The organism is Bradyrhizobium sp. 27S5, from assembly GCF_037217225.1.
Classification (GTDB): Bacteria; Pseudomonadota; Alphaproteobacteria; order Rhizobiales; family Xanthobacteraceae; genus Bradyrhizobium; species Bradyrhizobium septentrionale.
This window is the reverse complement of sequence record NZ_CP147714.1, coordinates 1,253,419-1,268,754: the sequence shown is the minus strand read 5'-3', so window position 1 is coordinate 1,268,754 and position 15,336 is coordinate 1,253,419. Positions and strand designations below refer to the sequence as shown.

Annotated in this window: 10 protein-coding genes and 5 pseudogenes; 8 read left to right on the top strand and 7 right to left on the bottom strand. The window is 58.5% G+C overall.

What is annotated here, in order from left to right; all coding sequences use genetic code 11:
• Nucleotides 1-1,166: 1,166 nt before the first annotated feature.
• Nucleotides 1,167-2,237, top strand: coding sequence for a cytochrome-c peroxidase (locus WDM24_RS06160; protein WP_338696000.1), 1,071 nt, complete (start codon nt 1,167-1,169; stop codon nt 2,235-2,237).
• A gap of 293 nt (nt 2,238-2,530) precedes the next feature.
• Here the strand turns inward: WDM24_RS06160 and WDM24_RS06155 are convergent, their stop codons facing one another.
• From WDM24_RS06155 to WDM24_RS06145, 3 genes and pseudogenes are all read right to left on the bottom strand, one after another.
• Nucleotides 2,531-3,727 carry a prolyl oligopeptidase family serine peptidase gene (locus tag WDM24_RS06155; protein ID WP_338695998.1) on the bottom strand — a complete coding sequence of 399 codons (1,197 nt, stop codon included), beginning with the start codon at nt 3,725-3,727 and terminating at the stop codon, nt 2,531-2,533.
• A 214-nt stretch (nt 3,728-3,941) separates the two neighbouring features.
• Nucleotides 3,942-4,586, bottom strand: a pseudogene (locus WDM24_RS06150) (DPP IV N-terminal domain-containing protein).
• 278 nt (nt 4,587-4,864) lie between these two features.
• Nucleotides 4,865-5,113, bottom strand: a complete 249-nt coding sequence (locus tag WDM24_RS06145) for a hypothetical protein (protein WP_338695995.1) — start codon at nt 5,111-5,113, stop codon at nt 4,865-4,867.
• 413 nt (nt 5,114-5,526) lie between these two features.
• Between WDM24_RS06145 and WDM24_RS06140 the strand changes: the two are divergent.
• From WDM24_RS06140 to WDM24_RS06115, 7 genes and pseudogenes are all read left to right on the top strand, one after another.
• Nucleotides 5,527-6,797 (top strand): annotated as a pseudogene (locus WDM24_RS06140) (IS256 family transposase).
• A gap of 768 nt (nt 6,798-7,565) precedes the next feature.
• The gene (locus WDM24_RS06135) at nt 7,566-7,718 is read left to right on the top strand and encodes a hypothetical protein (protein ID WP_338695993.1); all 153 of its coding nucleotides are present in this window, start codon (nt 7,566-7,568) and stop codon (nt 7,716-7,718) included.
• Between the two features lie 369 nt (nt 7,719-8,087).
• Nucleotides 8,088-9,284, top strand: a complete 1,197-nt coding sequence (gene modC, locus WDM24_RS06130) for a molybdenum ABC transporter ATP-binding protein (RefSeq protein WP_338695991.1) — start codon at nt 8,088-8,090, stop codon at nt 9,282-9,284.
• Nucleotides 9,268-9,710, top strand: a pseudogene (locus tag WDM24_RS06125) (DUF2478 domain-containing protein). The gene modC and the pseudogene WDM24_RS06125 overlap by 17 nt, the downstream one beginning before the upstream one ends.
• A pseudogene (locus tag WDM24_RS44370) lies at nt 9,625-9,837 on the top strand (DUF2478 domain-containing protein); the annotation flags it as partial. The pseudogenes WDM24_RS06125 and WDM24_RS44370, both read left to right, overlap by 86 nt.
• A 581-nt stretch (nt 9,838-10,418) precedes the next feature.
• Nucleotides 10,419-10,973, top strand: coding sequence for a peroxiredoxin (locus WDM24_RS06120; RefSeq protein ID WP_338695988.1), 555 nt, complete (start codon nt 10,419-10,421; stop codon nt 10,971-10,973).
• 6 nt (nt 10,974-10,979) lie between these two features.
• A pseudogene (locus WDM24_RS06115) lies at nt 10,980-11,505 on the top strand (carboxymuconolactone decarboxylase family protein).
• Between the two features lie 245 nt (nt 11,506-11,750).
• Here WDM24_RS06115 and WDM24_RS06110 read toward each other — a convergent pair.
• The 4 genes from WDM24_RS06110 to WDM24_RS06095 form a co-directional block, all read right to left on the bottom strand.
• Nucleotides 11,751-12,047, bottom strand: a complete 297-nt coding sequence (locus WDM24_RS06110; protein WP_338695987.1) for a ferredoxin family protein — start codon at nt 12,045-12,047, stop codon at nt 11,751-11,753.
• 39 nt (nt 12,048-12,086) lie between these two features.
• Complete coding sequence (locus tag WDM24_RS06105; protein WP_338701891.1) at nt 12,087-13,394, bottom strand: FAD-dependent oxidoreductase; 1,308 nt, start codon at nt 13,392-13,394, stop codon at nt 12,087-12,089.
• An 11-nt stretch (nt 13,395-13,405) separates the two neighbouring features.
• Nucleotides 13,406-14,515, bottom strand: a complete 1,110-nt coding sequence (locus WDM24_RS06100; RefSeq protein WP_338823042.1) for an electron transfer flavoprotein subunit alpha/FixB family protein — start codon at nt 14,513-14,515, stop codon at nt 13,406-13,408.
• A gap of 559 nt (nt 14,516-15,074) precedes the next feature.
• Complete coding sequence (locus tag WDM24_RS06095) at nt 15,075-15,200, bottom strand: hypothetical protein (RefSeq protein WP_256375202.1); 126 nt, start codon at nt 15,198-15,200, stop codon at nt 15,075-15,077.
• Nucleotides 15,201-15,336: the final 136 nt, after the last annotated feature.

The following is a 15,336-nucleotide window of genomic DNA, read 5'->3' as shown; positions in this document are numbered from 1 at the left end:
TACGCAAGCTTTTGAAATTGTCCTTCAGACAAAACATGGCCGCGTCTATATCTCCACGTCCTGTGAAGTGATCACAGAAGCGCATCACATCTGGTCTGCAAGACGTCAAGACCTCCTCTGACCTCAGATCCCGAGCGCGGGCGTTCCCTGTACACCACGTGGCCGCAATCGCAATCGCTGCAAGGCCGGCTGGATAGCGAAGCGCCCGGTAAGCCCAACTCGTTAGTGGCTCCCCATTCAACAAGAACTCCCTAGACTGCATATCCTTCACTATCGTTCTTTGCGCCACGCGCAACATATGGAAAAGGCCACTGCAACGGTAGCAGCGGTCCTGCTATTGTGGACCCGGCTTTGCAACACTTGCGAGTCATTGTTGCACCACGCGCAATAGAATTGTTGCGGGCCACAGAACAATAGAGATTGGCTGCATTTGCAGATCCCGCAGCCCGTTCTGGATCTTGAGACATTCGCGATGTTATGTTCCTTACTAATGTTCCGTTCTGCAAAGGCGTCCGATCCTCCTTAGCAAGGCCCACACCTACAACCTGACGCTACGGTCGATTCAAGCACTTTGATCGTCGAAGCCACTGTCACAACGTTCTTGGCTGGAATATTTATAGCTTGACGTGAGCGAGTAATGCGCACTCCACGCGGCAGCGCGCACGAAAACGCCATTTGATGTCGGCCGATGATCGCGGCCCACCGTTGATAGCGCAGCGTATTATTGAAGGCGTCGCAACGGCACAGCGGATCCATCGAATCGATCGCCCGATTGCGTCAAAGCTGCTCGTTTTGTTCGGCGTCTGACCAATGTCTTGAAACCTGCACGGTCGAAGAACGCCGGACCGACAGCGCACGACCTGAGCACACAGGTTCGAAGCGTAGACCAGAACTCCTTTGGTCGGGGCTAGTGGTTGTCGGTCTGTGACGGGCGCCCGATTCAGCAGATTCGAGCGGCCTTCTGCTAATTGCTAGTCTGCAATTGCTTGGACCGATCAGCGGCTTAGACCTTAAGCTCCCCTGGCACGGCGGTTGCTACTCCGACGACGGCGGATGAGTCCTGGTATGCAGTCTAGCCGCAACACGAGCCGGGCGAGACGAGCAGGCACGCATGCCCCACCCCGATGTTCGAAATACCGGCAAAGGCAACGAGAGTGAGGCTTAGTATGAGGAAATCAGCGGTACGCGAGCTTTACATGGTGGGCACGCTATATGTCTTGGCCACGGGGGTCCTGGCTTCGTCGGCGGCAGGCGCCGATAATGATTTGATGAGCGCCGCGAGGCGGATTTTCAGGCCGATCCCCTCAATCGTTCCCGCGGTCAAGGACAACCCCATCACCCACGAAAAGGTCACACTCGGCAAGACTCTGTTCTTCGATCCGAGGTTATCTGCGAGCGAGGTCATTAGCTGCAATACATGTCATAACCTTGGAACCGGCGGAGTGGATGCTGGCCCGACATCGGTTGGGCATCGCTGGCAGCTGGGTTCACGTCGCGCACCAACAGTCTACAACGCCGTCTTCAATGTGGCGCAGTTCTGGGATGGTCGAGCGGCAGACCTCAAAGCCCAGGCCGAAGGTCCCGTCCAGGCTAGCGTCGAAATGAATGCGACGCCCGTTCACGTGGTCGACACATTGAATTCAATGGCCGAGTATATCGTTATGTTCAGTAAGGCGTTCCCTAGCGATGCAACGCCGGTTACCTTTGAAAATTTCGCCAAGGCCATCGAGGCTTTCGAGGCCACCTTGATCACGCCCGCCGCCCCTTTTGATCAGTACCTCGAGGGTGATGCGTATGCCCTTAGCGATCGGCAGAAAGCGGGATTAAAGCTGTTTATCGAAAAGGGATGCTCGTCTTGCCACAATGGTATCAACGTCGGTGGGCAGGATTACTTCGCTTTCGGGGCGGTGGAGCGGCCCGCCGCAAGCCTACTGCCGAGAAACGACAAGGGCCGTTTCGCCGTCACCAAGATGCCCAGCGACGAGTATGTTTTCCGCTCTGCGCCGTTGCGCAACGTCGCATTGCGGCCGCCCTACTTTCATTCCGGCCAGGTTTGGAGCCTCAAAGAAGCGGTTGGCGTAATGAGTGAGAGTCAACTCGGCGCGAAGCTTAGCGATACAGAAAAAGATGACATCGTGGCATTTCTGAATTCACTCACCGGGCAGCTGCCTAAGATCGATTATCCGATATTGCCCACGCGTACCGACACAACGCCTAAGCCCTCCGTGCACAAATAGAGCCGTCACCGCAGCAGAACCAGGCGTTTGTCGCGCAGGAATGCGGTTCGCTGCGGCGAAGTGAAAAGGCACGGTCTCAAGCTGGAGCTCGCTCACACTCTGGACAGCAAAAAGCAATCCGGCTCCGAGTTCCTGCGGGTGCCATCGGCTTTGCCATAGAAGCAAACATTGCCCGAGCGTGCCGTGAGCTCTTATATCTCTCCTTCCATCAGCCCCCCTCGCCTGACCTGGCAAGCGCGAGTGACCAGATCGTCAAAGCGCTTCAGGCGATCGTTCCGACGATGGGTGAAACGTCATCGATCGCTGATCGTGACCGAACTTGCAGTTTGATACAAGGCCGACAAGACGGATTTAGCTCCGATTATGGTGCACACGATCCGGGTCGCGAACAGCTCGCCCGTCAGTTCCTTTCGACTGTTATTTGTCGCGAGGACCAAGCACGATGTCGCGCAGCTTCGCGATGCTCGCCGTCGCGCGAGCGGCCTTCGTGCTCCTGATTGGGGAGCGCAACTGATGCGGCCCTCGTCAATCCGTCCTCGATCGTCGGTGTCAGAAAGGTGCCGCGCGCCGATCCGGATTGAAGCAGGTAATGCCGGGTATAGCGCTGTTAGACGGACTCGCGATAGGTCTTCATTCATCATGGCCTGACTTGCTCTTCGGCCGCTCGATTGAGCTGGCGTTCCAGTTCGGCGGTGCTTGCTCGAGAATGTTGCGGACGAAGAAAAGCAAGAGCTTGAGCTGCGCATAACGGCCGGGAACTCCATGATCTGCACCGGGCACATAAAGCATGTCGAAGTATTTCCCGCCTTAATGAGCCGATCTGCAAGCTGGAAGGTGGCGGACGGATCAACATTGCGGTCCATTTCGCCGACAATGAGCAGCAGCTTGCCCTCTAACCTGTGGGCATTATCGATGGCGGAGGACTGCGAATATTCGATCCCGACCGGCCAGCCCATCCACTGTTCGTTCCACCAGATCTTGTCCAGCCGGTTGTCGCAGCAGCCACTGTATGCGACCGCGACCTTGTAGAAATCGGGATGGAAAAGCAACGCGCTAGCCGCGTTCTGCCCGCCAGCGGCCCCGCCAAAAATGCCGACGCTGGCGACATCGTACCAAGAATACTTCGCGCTCGCCGCCTTGTACCATAGGATCCGGTCGGGAAGGCCCGCGTCTTTCAGATTTTTCAAAGCAACATCATGGGACGCGCGCGAGTGATGATTCGTACCCATGCCATCGATCTGAACAACGATAAAGCCGAGCTGCGTGAGCGGCTCAGACGATGCCGAGAAGGATTTGGGAACAAAGGAACCTGTCGGACCTGCATAGATATGCTCCACCACGCGGTATCTTTTGTTTCGATCGAAATCAACGGGCAGATGAATGACGCCCCATATGTCCGTCTCGCCGTCGCGCCCCTTGGCGTTGAAACTGACGGGTGGCTGCCAGCCAGCGGCGATGAGCTCGGCAATCTCGGCGCTCTCAACCTGCATCAATTCGGTATTATCACTGCGCGGTACAGCACCATGCGGGGCGGAACATCAATGCGAGACCAAAGGTCGACATAGTAGCGACCGTTAGGCGAGAATTCGATGTGATGATTTGCCGGCTCAGGTGTGAGGCCGTGAGTCCCTTCCCATCAAAGTCAATGCGATAGGCATGGACGAAATAGGGATCGCCGCCGGGGTGCATTCCGCTCGCGCCAAACTAGATCTGATGCTTGATCGGATCAATATGATACACCGCGCGGACCACCCAATCACCTCTGGTGATCTGGTTTTGGAGCTCGCCTGTCCTGCCATTGAATAAATCGAGATGCTCGTTACCATCGCGCTCCGAGGCCCAGATGATCTCCTTCCCATCATCGATGTCGTAGCGGAACGTTTTTCCAGTATTCACCTGGTCCATCACCAATGGCTGGAAGTCGACGAATGTCTTGCTCACCTCATCAATCAGCGAGCGCACTTGACCTGTGGCGGCGTCGAGCTCTATCAGACGATAGAGCTGGTGCCCACGCTAATTAAACTCGAAGGTGAATCCCCGACCGTCTTTCCACCACTGGACCGCCGAAAGACTGTACGGATTTTGGAATGCGGCGTTATCGATTGCAATCGCGCGTCGGCTCGCGACGTCAAACAGCACGGGCTGGAGTAGTGTGATGGCATCGCCCGGCTTAGGATACGTCATCGTGGAATGCTTGGGTTCGAGCTGGTCCGCCGGCGAGGATTCGAGGTAATGGACCTCCCGCTGGAGACCCGGACGGACTCGGTAGGCAGCCAGGTGCGTTGAGGCCGGAGACCAGCTTAGCGTGAAGAGAGCATAATAGTCGGCTTGGGACCCGTCCCAGGTCAACTGGATGTCCTGCAAGCCATCCTGGTGCGCAGGTAGAGGTTATAGTTTCGAATGTAGGCCAGCCATTTTCCGTCAGGCGAGGCGCTTGTCCTGTCGGGATCGTTCTCTGCCAGTGGCGTGTCGTCATAGGGCTCCGCTGGCTGTCGCCCGGTTGCATTGCAGCACCTGTGCAGGCATCGCTGACAAGATCGCAGCTCCAACGCATATGCTCGATATTGAAGGTAATCTTGGCACCCTTGTCGGCCAGCTCGAAATGGTCGAAAGGAAGATTCTCTGGCCTATAGTGCTTGTGGCTCGCCCTGTTCAGTGCCGTCGCGAGGCGCTTGATCAAACGCCGGCTGCCTTACCCCAATGCCGGCATCAACGAGAGTGAACTGCTGCTTGCCTCGCGTTGTCCGGCGGTAGACGAGCGCGTCGCCCTCGCCGAGCCAGAACGGCACGTCAGGCACATTGACAGTAAGCCGGGCATAGCGGTCCTCCGTTCTGAGCGCCCGCTTGTAATCGGATTGTGCAAGCGGCGCATTCACGATGTCCTCTGGCAGGAGCTCTGCGCTGCCTTGCATTCTTGCTGGGCCAACAGCGCCACCGTTACGGCAAGAACTTTGTACATTCTTATTCACCGCTCCTAATTGTAGGCTGAAGTCAATCTGAGTGACTTCCCGATTGATATGCCATTTCCGGTGGACACAGCTGTCCTTTGTCGTGCCCTTGATTCTTTAGTGACGCCTGCACTAGCCTTTGGTAAGAACAGAACCGTTCGGTGTTCTGATGGACATTGGCGGCTCGCCAGAGCTGCAAGCGCCTCAAACAATCCACCACATCGCATATCGCCACGCGAACAGGAGCTATCGCTGAAAGTTGGTGACGGCGGGAATCGGGAAGGCGGCATATCGTGGGGGTGCTTGACGCCTCCACTTCTCCACCGAAGGAGCGATATGCCGTGTCCAAAGATAACATCATCAAGTTGATTCAGCCAGGAAACGTCGACGATCAACTCACCGAAATCTTGCGCAATGGGGCGCGTGCTCTGTTGGCCCAGGCGGTCGAGGCCGAGGTCGCGGACTTTCTCGGCAAGCATGCCGATTTGAAGACTGCGGACGGCCACCAGCGCGTCGTGCGCCACGGTCACCTGCCGGAACGCGAGGTGATGGATGGTATCGGTCCGGTCGGCGTCCGCCAGCCGCGTGTACGCGATCGCGAGGCGGAGGCTACCGATCCCGACCGCATCCGGTTCTCTCCGTCGATCCTGCCGCCCTACATGCGCCGCTCGAAATCGATCGAGACGCTGCTGCCGATCCTTTACCTGAAGGGTATCTCCACCGGCGACTTCTCCGAGGCTCTGGCGGCGCTGCTCGGCAAGGATGCTGCCGGGTTGTCGGCATCCGCCAGCGGCCGTCTGAAGGACGGTTGGCTTGACGAACACACCGCGTGGCAGAGGCGCGATCCGTCGGCGAAGCGCTACGTCTACATCTGGGCCGATGGCATCCATCTCCAAGCACGCCTCGAAGACGAAAAGCATTGCATCCTGGTGCTGATCGGCGCGACGCCGGAAGGCCGCAAGGAACTGGTCGGCTTCACCGATGGCGCCCGCGAGAGCGCGCAGGACTGGCGCGATCTGCTGCTCGACCTGAAGCGGCGCGGGCTCGGCGTGCCGCCGCGGCTCACCATCGCCGACGGCGCGCTCGGGTTCTGGAAGGCCGCCGGCGAGGTCTGGCCGAAAACGCGCGAGCAGCGCTGCTGGGTACACAAGACCGCCAACGTGATCGCCAAGTTGCCGAAGAGCCAGCAGCCTAAAGCCAAACGCGCGTTGCAGGAGATCTGGATGGCCGAAACCAAGGCCGCCGCCGAGCTGGCGTTCGACGCCTTCATCGAGAGCTATACGCCCAAATACGAGAAGGCGGCCGACTGCCTGAGCAAGGATCGGGACACGCTACTGGCGTTCTACGACTTCCCGGCCGAACACTGGAAACACCTGCGGACCATCAATCCCATTGGAAGCACCTTCGCTACCGTGCGCCACCGCACGATAGCCTGTCCAACAGAACGGCGCTCGCGATGGTCTTCAAACTGCTTGAGGCCGCGCAGAAAAGCTGGCGTCGTCTCGATGGCCACAACCAGTTGCCAAAACTCGTTCTCGGTGTGACATTCAACGACGGGATCGAGGTCATCGCCAAACCGACTGACCGTCAGCCCATACCCGCCGCCGCCTGACCGGCCGCGCCGTCACCAAAATTTGGCGATAGCTCCGCGAACACGCGATCCGCCTGTGATTGCTGCAGCACCGACGTTACGGTGTTCCCTCCACGCCGCTTATCGCGTGCAGACTCTATGCCAACGAGTAGTGTACCTCCGCGTTCTTTTGACTACGATATCGTCACCCGACAAGATCGGTCATTGTTGAAACAAGGCGCCAGTCTGAGGAGCACAAAACGCATGCAGTGTCGGCCAGCTGTAGCGACCAATGTCCGGAATGTCATTGCGAATGGGAGGTATTTGTCGCGCCCGTTGCCAAATCACTCAAACAAGTCGCCTCAGGATTTCGGGTAGCGCGGACTACGCTGACCGTAGGATCGCGATAGATCAACCCGATGAGAACTTACCCGATCAGCTGTGGAGGCAACCGGGGATATCCATCATCATAGATCGTTAACCGGATCGGGCGACAAATTGGATAATCTAAGCTTTTGCATCAAGAGCGATCGTCACGACCGTGCGGTCACCAGCCCACTTCTCGACGCAAGCCCGCAGCATCTTCAGCTTTTGATTTCGTCTACCCTGCATGGCCGGTTGGCGACGCGAACGTCTGAAACCCAACGATACAATGCGGCCATTCCACACACTGTGCTCCGACCTATGCGAGTTCACGATGAGCCGAGCAGGCCGCGCACCCTATTTTTGAACGGCACGCGGATTGCTGGGTAAGGAGCAAGGGGCTGCCGCGTCGAAAGCTCCTCGCGGCGAACCACCCTCGGAGTTCCAATGAGGCTTATCCGATTGATCCTGGTCGATCTGAGTTTGATGCTGCTTGCTCCGCAAAAAGCGGAAGCCATCAATATCGGCGCCGGCGCACATTTTAATTTCGGCTATCAACACTGTGGCGCAATTGGATTGCCAGCCGCGAGGCAGTATTGAACTGGCGCGATAGCCCACGCCTCCACAGCGAAACGACGCAAGCCGTGCCATTTCAACGATTGGATAATCTCCGTCCGGCCAACCCGGCTACGAATTGCGCGACACTGGAACCCCACCTTACCTGTGTCATCGGCAAACGCGCGCGGGAGCGTTCGATTGCCGCGATGTTCGATGGCGCGGAGACGCATAAGATGCCGGCTGTCGTAACACCGTCAATCTGCAATCCAGCGACCACCTAGTGGCCTCCCCGGGGGCGGAGACGCCGCGCTGGAACCAAACAGACTGGATTGTCGGCGGCATGGTGATCATCTCCCTTGCGGCCATTCCGCCCGCGACCGTGATTGATCGCTACAGCAGAGGTGCAGGCAAGTGAGATACGCAAAACCTGGCCATATCGAAGTCGCCTTCAACGGCTCTCTCGCAAGAGTCCCCCTAGATGCACAATTCAGCGTACCAGCTAAAGGTGTCACGGCCGTTTTCGGTCCCCCTGGGTGCGGCAAGACCACGCTCGCGCGCTGCATCGCCGGCTTTCAGCGTCTACCGAGCGGATTCTGCGCGATCGATGGGGAGATTTGGCAGGACGAGACCACGTTTCGGCCGCCCCATCTGCGTCCCGTCACGTATGTATTCCACCGACCGGTCCTTTTTTCCCATTTATCCGTCAAGCGTACCCTTTTGTATAACGCGAAACAATCCAAGCCAGCACTGATCGACTTTGATGGTGTTGTCGAATTGCTCGACTTGGCGTCACTGCTTGACAGTTCGCCATCACACCTTTCGGGCGCCGAGCGACAGCGGCTTGCCCTTGGCAGCGCGCTGTTGGCCCAACCCCGGCTACTTTTGCTGGATGACCCGCTCATTTTGCTCGACCGCCCCGCCAAGCGCGAGATTATGCCATTTCTCGAGCGCATACGTGAACAGCTCACGTTGCCGATGATCTATATCAGCCATGACATGGCTGACATCGAGCGCTTTGCTGATCATCTCGTCATGATGAAAAATGGCGTTGTGACTGCGGTCGGTCCCCTGCATGCCATACAGAGCAATCCAGCGCTTGCCGTGCGCGGCGAAGCGGCGGTCTGCATCGACACCGTAGTCGGCGGCTATGACGGGCGCTACGGGCTGATCATCCTCCGCCTCCAAGGTGCGCGTCTGTTGATACCTGGACCGCCCTTGAGACCAGGCGCGCAGCTCCGGCTGCGCATCGCAGCCAGCGACGTCAGCATCGCGCGCGAGGCCCCGCGCGCAAGTTCCATGCTCAATATCTTTCCGGCACGCATCAAGGCCTCTCTGCCGTTCGACGAAGCTGAGGTCACGTTGGTTCTGGCTCTCGAAACTGGCCGTTCGGGCGCGCCACTTTTGGCCCGCATCACACGCCGCTCCTTTGATGAACTAGGCCTTAGCAATGGAACGGGCGTATTCGCCGAGGTCGCGCGAGCCTTGCCGGCCGTGCTCCCCGAGCGGTTGCTCATAACGCCTTCCACACCGGCAGGAGAAGCTCGACACGTAAGTGTCGACGCGAGAAACAAACAGAAATCGGACCACGGCCATGATCGGCAACCTTGAAGAAATCGATCCGAGTGCTGTGGCTGCGATTTTCTACCGGCCGAAAGACGACGTCGATAGGTTGCTCGCCGATTTCGTTGAGGATCTTGCGCGGCAAGCCGTACGCGTCGACGGCATCGTCCAGCGTCGCTTCTGGGCAACAAACGGTACGCACCTATGCTTGCAGTGGACGTTGCGACGGGGCAGGAGATCTCGATTTATCAGTCACTCGGCAGCGGAGCTACGTCCGGTAATCTCAATACGACTGGACTTGCCGAAGCCGCAGCTGTCGCTTCCCGGGCGCTTTGCGACAAGGTCGATCTCCTTGTGATCAGCACATTTTGCCAGACAAGAAGCCGTTGGCCACGGCCTGCGCGCCAAATTCACAGAGGCCATCACCCGCTGTGTGCCACTCTTGACGGCCGTTCCAAGAACATATCTTGCTGATTGGCAAACTTTCACTGGGGACATTGGTAGGTTGCTACTAGTGTCGAGGAATGGTGGCGCGATATCTCCATCTCGCCAGCGCGCCGCGCGGGCGTTAGTCGCGGCTGCGGCCATTTGGGCGCTATGATACCGGACAGCTTGATGACGTATGTGTGTAGTTCGGATATGTTGACCCCGAAATCACCCGTCGGGCTACTTCGCCGACAACGAAAGCAAGCTTAGCTCCGGCGTCCGCCCTACATTGTGAGCCACCGTGATGCTCTGTGAACGTGCTGATTGCGGACCCTGATCGGCAAGAAGCCGCACTTCGACAAGCTGCGCGCGTGCTTTACCCGGTCGACGCTAGCATCACCCCCTCAGTCGGTTTTGCAGTGCCTGTCGATCGAAGACGGATCGTCGAAGTTCAGGTCCGATTGCCGTCTTCGCTGCAGTCGTCGAACCCGGACCGTGCACTGGCTGCGGATCTTCGGAACCGCGGCAACCCAATCGCCACATAGCATGGCTCTAACCGATACTCCAACGCGAACATCGCGCATCCGCAAAGCATGATTGAAAGCGAGTGTGAGATTCAATCGAAACATGGATCAAATGCACGCAGCCACGTCACTAGTTGGCGTCGTCTCAGCAATCGGGTCTTGAGAACGGATGGCATATAGCTTGCTTCACCGGTGAGGCACGATCACCATAAAACAAACTCGTGAGGACAGCATGCTTGGAATTGGAAATCAGTTGCCGCGGTTCGAAGTCACAGGCGTGAAGCCCGGCTTTCAAGCGCAAGAAGAAGAAGGACAGAGTGCGTTCGAGACGCTGACAGAAACAAGCTTTCCAGAAAAGTGGAAGATCATCTTCTTTTATCCCAAGGACTTTACGTTCGTCTGCCCAACCGAAATCGCCGAGTTTGGCCGGCTGTCCAAGGAATTCGCCGACCGCGATGCGATCGTACTGGGCGGTTCAACCGACAACGAGTTCTGCAAGCTCGCCTGGCGACGCTCACATGTCGACCTTCACAACCTACCGATCTGGCAGTTTGCCGACACAAAGGGGGCCCTGGTCGATGGCCTTGGCGTGCGTTCACCCGAGGGTGTCGCCTATCGCTACACCTTTATCGTTGACCCCGACAACACAATCCAACACGTCTATGCGACTAATCTCAATGTCGGGCGCAGCCCCAAGGACACACTCCGCGTTCTGGACGCGCTGCAAACCGACGAGCTCTGTCCCTGCAACCGCGAAGTCGGCGGCAAAACCCTGAAGGTTGCATGAGGCCCCATGTCGTCGATCGAGCAATTGCACGAGAAGATTCCCGATTGTGCCAAGGACGTCAGGCTCAATCTGACGTCCTTGGTGGCCGATGAGACGCTCTCGCCGCAGCGACAATATGGCCTGATGCTCGCGACCGCGATTGCCACCCCGCAATGCGGCCCTTAGTGCCGCGATGGAATCGGCTGCGGCCGCCGTGATGACGCCTGAGGCAATCGCCGCCGCGAAATCCGCCGCTTCTGTGATGGCAATGAACAACGTTTACTACCGCTTCGTTCACCTTGTCTCCAATACCATGCAACCACGGCTGCGCATGAACGTGATCGGCAATCCCGGAGCGGACAAGTCCGACTTCGAGCTCTGGTCGTTGGCGGTCTCGGCTATAAACGGCTGCGGTGCCTGTATTGACGCCCACGAGAAGACGCTGCGGGCCGCTGGCGTAAGTTCCGAAGCCATCCAGACCGCCGTGCGCTTTGCCGCGATCGTGCAGTCAGTGGCAGTTGTTATCGAGGCCGCAGGGTCTACTCCCCCTTAGGCGACCGGCTGATTCCTCCTTTTCCACCGGTTCGACACCGTTGTGGCGCAGTTCAGTGGCGCCACAACCATTCCTACGCGCATCCCGAGTGATCGTGATATCCTGATGCAATGTCTGTCTTGTGGGGTGTCCTCTCGAGGTGCGCGCCTCGTTCGAACTTGAACCCGTGCAGAGAGGCGGAATGCGCAACTGTGACGGCGAGATCCTCCTTTACATGGCGATCATACTGCTCTGTTCGTTCACTTTCAGCCAAACTTGAACAACACCCCATATCCGCCGCGCGGATGGCTCCATTGGATGTCGCCGGTGGGCTCGGCGATCACGCGGCAGGTGCCGCACTCGATGCAACCATCGACGGTTACCTCAACCTGTTCATTGTCGTTGAGTTCGTAGCATCGTGCGGGGCAGACTTTCAAGAGCGCAAGCAGTTCCGCCGACGGCGTTGTGTGCGCGCGTACCTTGACGTGGGGCTGACCGATGTCGACAAGATATCGGTTGTAATACAGCTTGTCTTCGACGCGCACCGAGGGCTCGACATTCATGCTTTGACCTTCCATTGCTGAACCTCACATTATTGGCGGTCAGCGCCAGGCCCGAGCAAAGCGAGACGCATCGCCGATCAGGCCCCTCCATGACCGCGCCTTGACAAAGGATTTCAGGGTCGCCTTCTCCTTCTCAAGCTTCGGCGTCCCATCGACGCGCACAAAGTTCTGCATCGCCTTGGAGATGAGCTGCGGATAGGTAAGAAAGAAGTTTTGCGAATGGGTGTGCATCAGCATGGGCAAGTCCTTGTACTTCTTGAGATCCTTGATCACGAAGGAATCGGCTAGCATCTTCCTGTAGAGCGACAGATTTTTCGCCGTCATGGGCTCGCGGCGCGACTTCATCTCGGCGATTGCTTCCGCCGCGATCCGGCCTGAGGTCATCGCAAGATTGGAACCCTCACGATGGATGGCGTTGTTGAGCTGCGCCGCGTCCCCCACCACTACCCACCCATCACCGTAGAGCTGCGGGATTGCCTTGTAGCCGCCTTCGGGAATGAGATGCGCCGCATACTCCTTGATTTCAGAACCTGCGATCAGCGGTGCCACGGACGGATGCTGCTTGAAATGATCGAGCATGCCGTAGGGTGTCTGGCCGGTGCGCTGGAAATCGGCGACGAGACAGCCGATGCCGACCGAAATGCATTCCTTGTTGGCATAGACGAAACCCATTCCAGTCATGCCGCGAGAAATGGTTCCGGCCGCCTCGATCACGACGCCCTCATCGCCCTTAAGATTGAAACGCGCCTCGATGGTTTCGCGAGGCAAAAAGTGCATTTCCTTCACCGCGAGCGCGACGTTATCGGGTGTCGGCCGCGCGCGCAGGCCAGCGCGCGTCCCGAGCAGTCCATTGACACCCTCGGCCAGCACGACAACGTCGGCATGTATTTCGCCGCCGCCGCGATCTGTACGAACTCCCACAACCCTCTCACGGTCGTCTCGCACGAGCTCGGTGACTGTCGTCTCGCACAACAAGGTCGCCCCGGCCTCCCGCACCTTCGACGAGAACCACTTGTCAAACGGCGCGCGTATGATCGTGTAGCGGTTCGGCCGCTCCTCGTTGAAGTCATCCGAGCGGTAGTGCATGCCGACGTGGGAGCGATCGTCCAGTAGCCAGAACCGCTGTTCGACCAGATGACGTTCGAGCGGCGCTTCCTCGCGAAAGTCGGGGATCAGCCTCTCCATCATATCCGCATAGAGGATCGCGCCCTGCACATTCTTCGATCCGGGGTACTCGCCCCGCTCGAGCTGCAGCACCTGCAGGCCGCGCTTGGCCATGGTCAAGGCCGCCGCATTGCCTGCCATACCCGCTCCGACCACGATCGCGTCGAACCTCTCCTCAATCATCATCGTCTCCTCTAGACTGCGATCCGAGCACGGGAATTCGGCAAAAGCCGCGCCCGAAACGCAGCTGTCAGCGCCGGTAGCAGATGCAGGGCGTCACTGACGATCGCGACATGGGCGAAGTCGAAGATCGGCGCGTTCTTGTCGGTATTGATGGCGACGATCAGATCCGCCCCCTCCACACCGACCCTGTGCTGGATCGCGCCGGAAATTCCGGCAGCAATATAGAGCTTTGGCCGGATGGTCTTGCCGGTTTGGCCGATCTGCCGGTCAGACGTAACCCATCCTTTTTGCACCAGAGGACGCGAGCAGCCATACTCGGCGCCAAGCAGAGTTGCGAGCTCGCGCACCAGCCGAAAATTGTCAGGCGCCCCCAGCCCCAAGCCGCCGGCAACCACGACATCGGCGTAGGCCAAATTGGACGTTTCCGAATCGCGATCGGGGATGAAGGAGAGCACTTTCGTGATGATATCGTCTTCAACGAGGCCAAGTGGGTGGATAATGATACGAGCAGCATCGCGTACCACACGCTCTGGCATCGGCATGACGCGTGGGCGAACGGTTGCCATCTGCGGACGATAATTCAAGGTATAGATCGTGCAGAGCAGCGAGCCGCCAAAGGTCGGACGCGTCGCTGCAAGCGAACCGTCGGTGTCGACGTCGAGCGCGGTACAGTCGGCAGTGAGCCCTGTCGACAAGGTCGTCGCCACGGAACCTGCGAGATCGCGACCGAGTGTCGTCGCACCCAATAGCAGAATCTCCGGCTTGTAGGTGTTGACGAGTTCGGTTAGCGCTTTGGTATAGGACTCGTTGCGATAATCTGACAGGACATTGTCACTCACGAGATAAGCCAGATCTGCGCCATAGCAAAAGGATTCAAGCGCGGCGTTACGCGTGGGCTGTCCCTCCGGGCCGATAACGACCGCAGCTAGATTCACCTTCAGCCTGTCGGCGAGCCTGCGCCCCGCACCCATCAGCTCCCAGGAAACCGGGTGCACTTGGCCGCGCTCCTGCTCGACGAAGACCCAGACATGCCTATATGCTTTAAAGTGCTCGGGCAGTTCCTTTTTCGCTGCCGCTCGGCCGCCAGCCGCCAGCGTGCTCGTTTTTATGACATTGCTCATGCTCTAGATCCTCTCAAAATAACGCGCGCACGCACCACAGGATTGCTTTCTACTTCGCTCAACGGAAGATCACTTTTGGTCAGTGCCTGACCGGCCGCTCGCCCGTCTCGTCCGTTCGGCGCGCCCCACCACGCGGCGAGACGCGCCGCCGCGGTAGACGTAGCGGACGGGCCAGACTTCGCAGAGATGCTCGACCTTGGTTCCTTGCGCGCTCCCTTCGACGAGCGCCACCGCGGCGGCCAGGCCGCCGCGGTCAATCTGACCGGCGGCTGCCAGCCTTGGGTCAGTCAGTCCGGTGATCGCGCAATACCGGCGTCTCGCTTTCGGCCCCGCGCTCCGCGTTGACTGTGACGGCCAGAGGGATCTGGCCACCGCTCCTGACACGCAATCCCAGCCCTGCCTCCGGCGCCGACAACTCATAAGAGCCAACGTTGGCCCCGTTTCTTGACGCATCTTGCCATCAGCCATGGAGCGGATGCGGATCTGCGCATGACCGGAGGCCTGCGCGATGCGGACGACCATGTGCATACCCGCTCCGGGCGTAGCGTGGACGGGTGACTTACCCATTGACCACCATCTCGCGGTCCATGCCGGCTTCGGTCGCGTCAAAGGCTATTTCGAACGGCATTGGCGTGAGCCATAAGATCATGCCGCAGCGCTCGGCGGACAGTAGAAGCGATGTCATAGGTCCTCCTTCAAATCTCATCTCGGACGGCCACCATCTGTCGGCATCGAAGACGGGATCGGCAGGACAACAGCAAGTGTCGTACCAGTCGAAAGAACCATGGAATTTCGCGCGAAAGCAACGTCTTGGAAGACAC

What these genes read in the sequence shown, in the direction of transcription:
- WDM24_RS06120 (WP_338695988.1), top strand. Translation starts at nt 10,419, where the DNA reads ATGCTTGGAATTGGAAATCAGTTGCCGCGGTTCGAAGTCACAGGCGTG.
- WDM24_RS06160 (WP_338696000.1), top strand. Translation starts at nt 1,167, where the DNA reads ATGAGGAAATCAGCGGTACGCGAGCTTTACATGGTGGGCACGCTATAT.
- WDM24_RS06100 (WP_338823042.1), bottom strand. Translation starts at nt 14,515, where the DNA reads ATGAGCAATGTCATAAAAACGAGCACGCTGGCGGCTGGCGGCCGAGCG.
- WDM24_RS06135 (WP_338695993.1), top strand. Translation starts at nt 7,566, where the DNA reads ATGAGGCTTATCCGATTGATCCTGGTCGATCTGAGTTTGATGCTGCTT.
- WDM24_RS06155 (WP_338695998.1), bottom strand. Translation starts at nt 3,727, where the DNA reads ATGCAGGTTGAGAGCGCCGAGATTGCCGAGCTCATCGCCGCTGGCTGG.
- WDM24_RS06095 (WP_256375202.1), bottom strand. Translation starts at nt 15,200, where the DNA reads ATGACATCGCTTCTACTGTCCGCCGAGCGCTGCGGCATGATCTTATGG.
- WDM24_RS06105 (WP_338701891.1), bottom strand. Translation starts at nt 13,394, where the DNA reads ATGATTGAGGAGAGGTTCGACGCGATCGTGGTCGGAGCGGGTATGGCA.
- WDM24_RS06110 (WP_338695987.1), bottom strand. Translation starts at nt 12,047, where the DNA reads ATGAATGTCGAGCCCTCGGTGCGCGTCGAAGACAAGCTGTATTACAAC.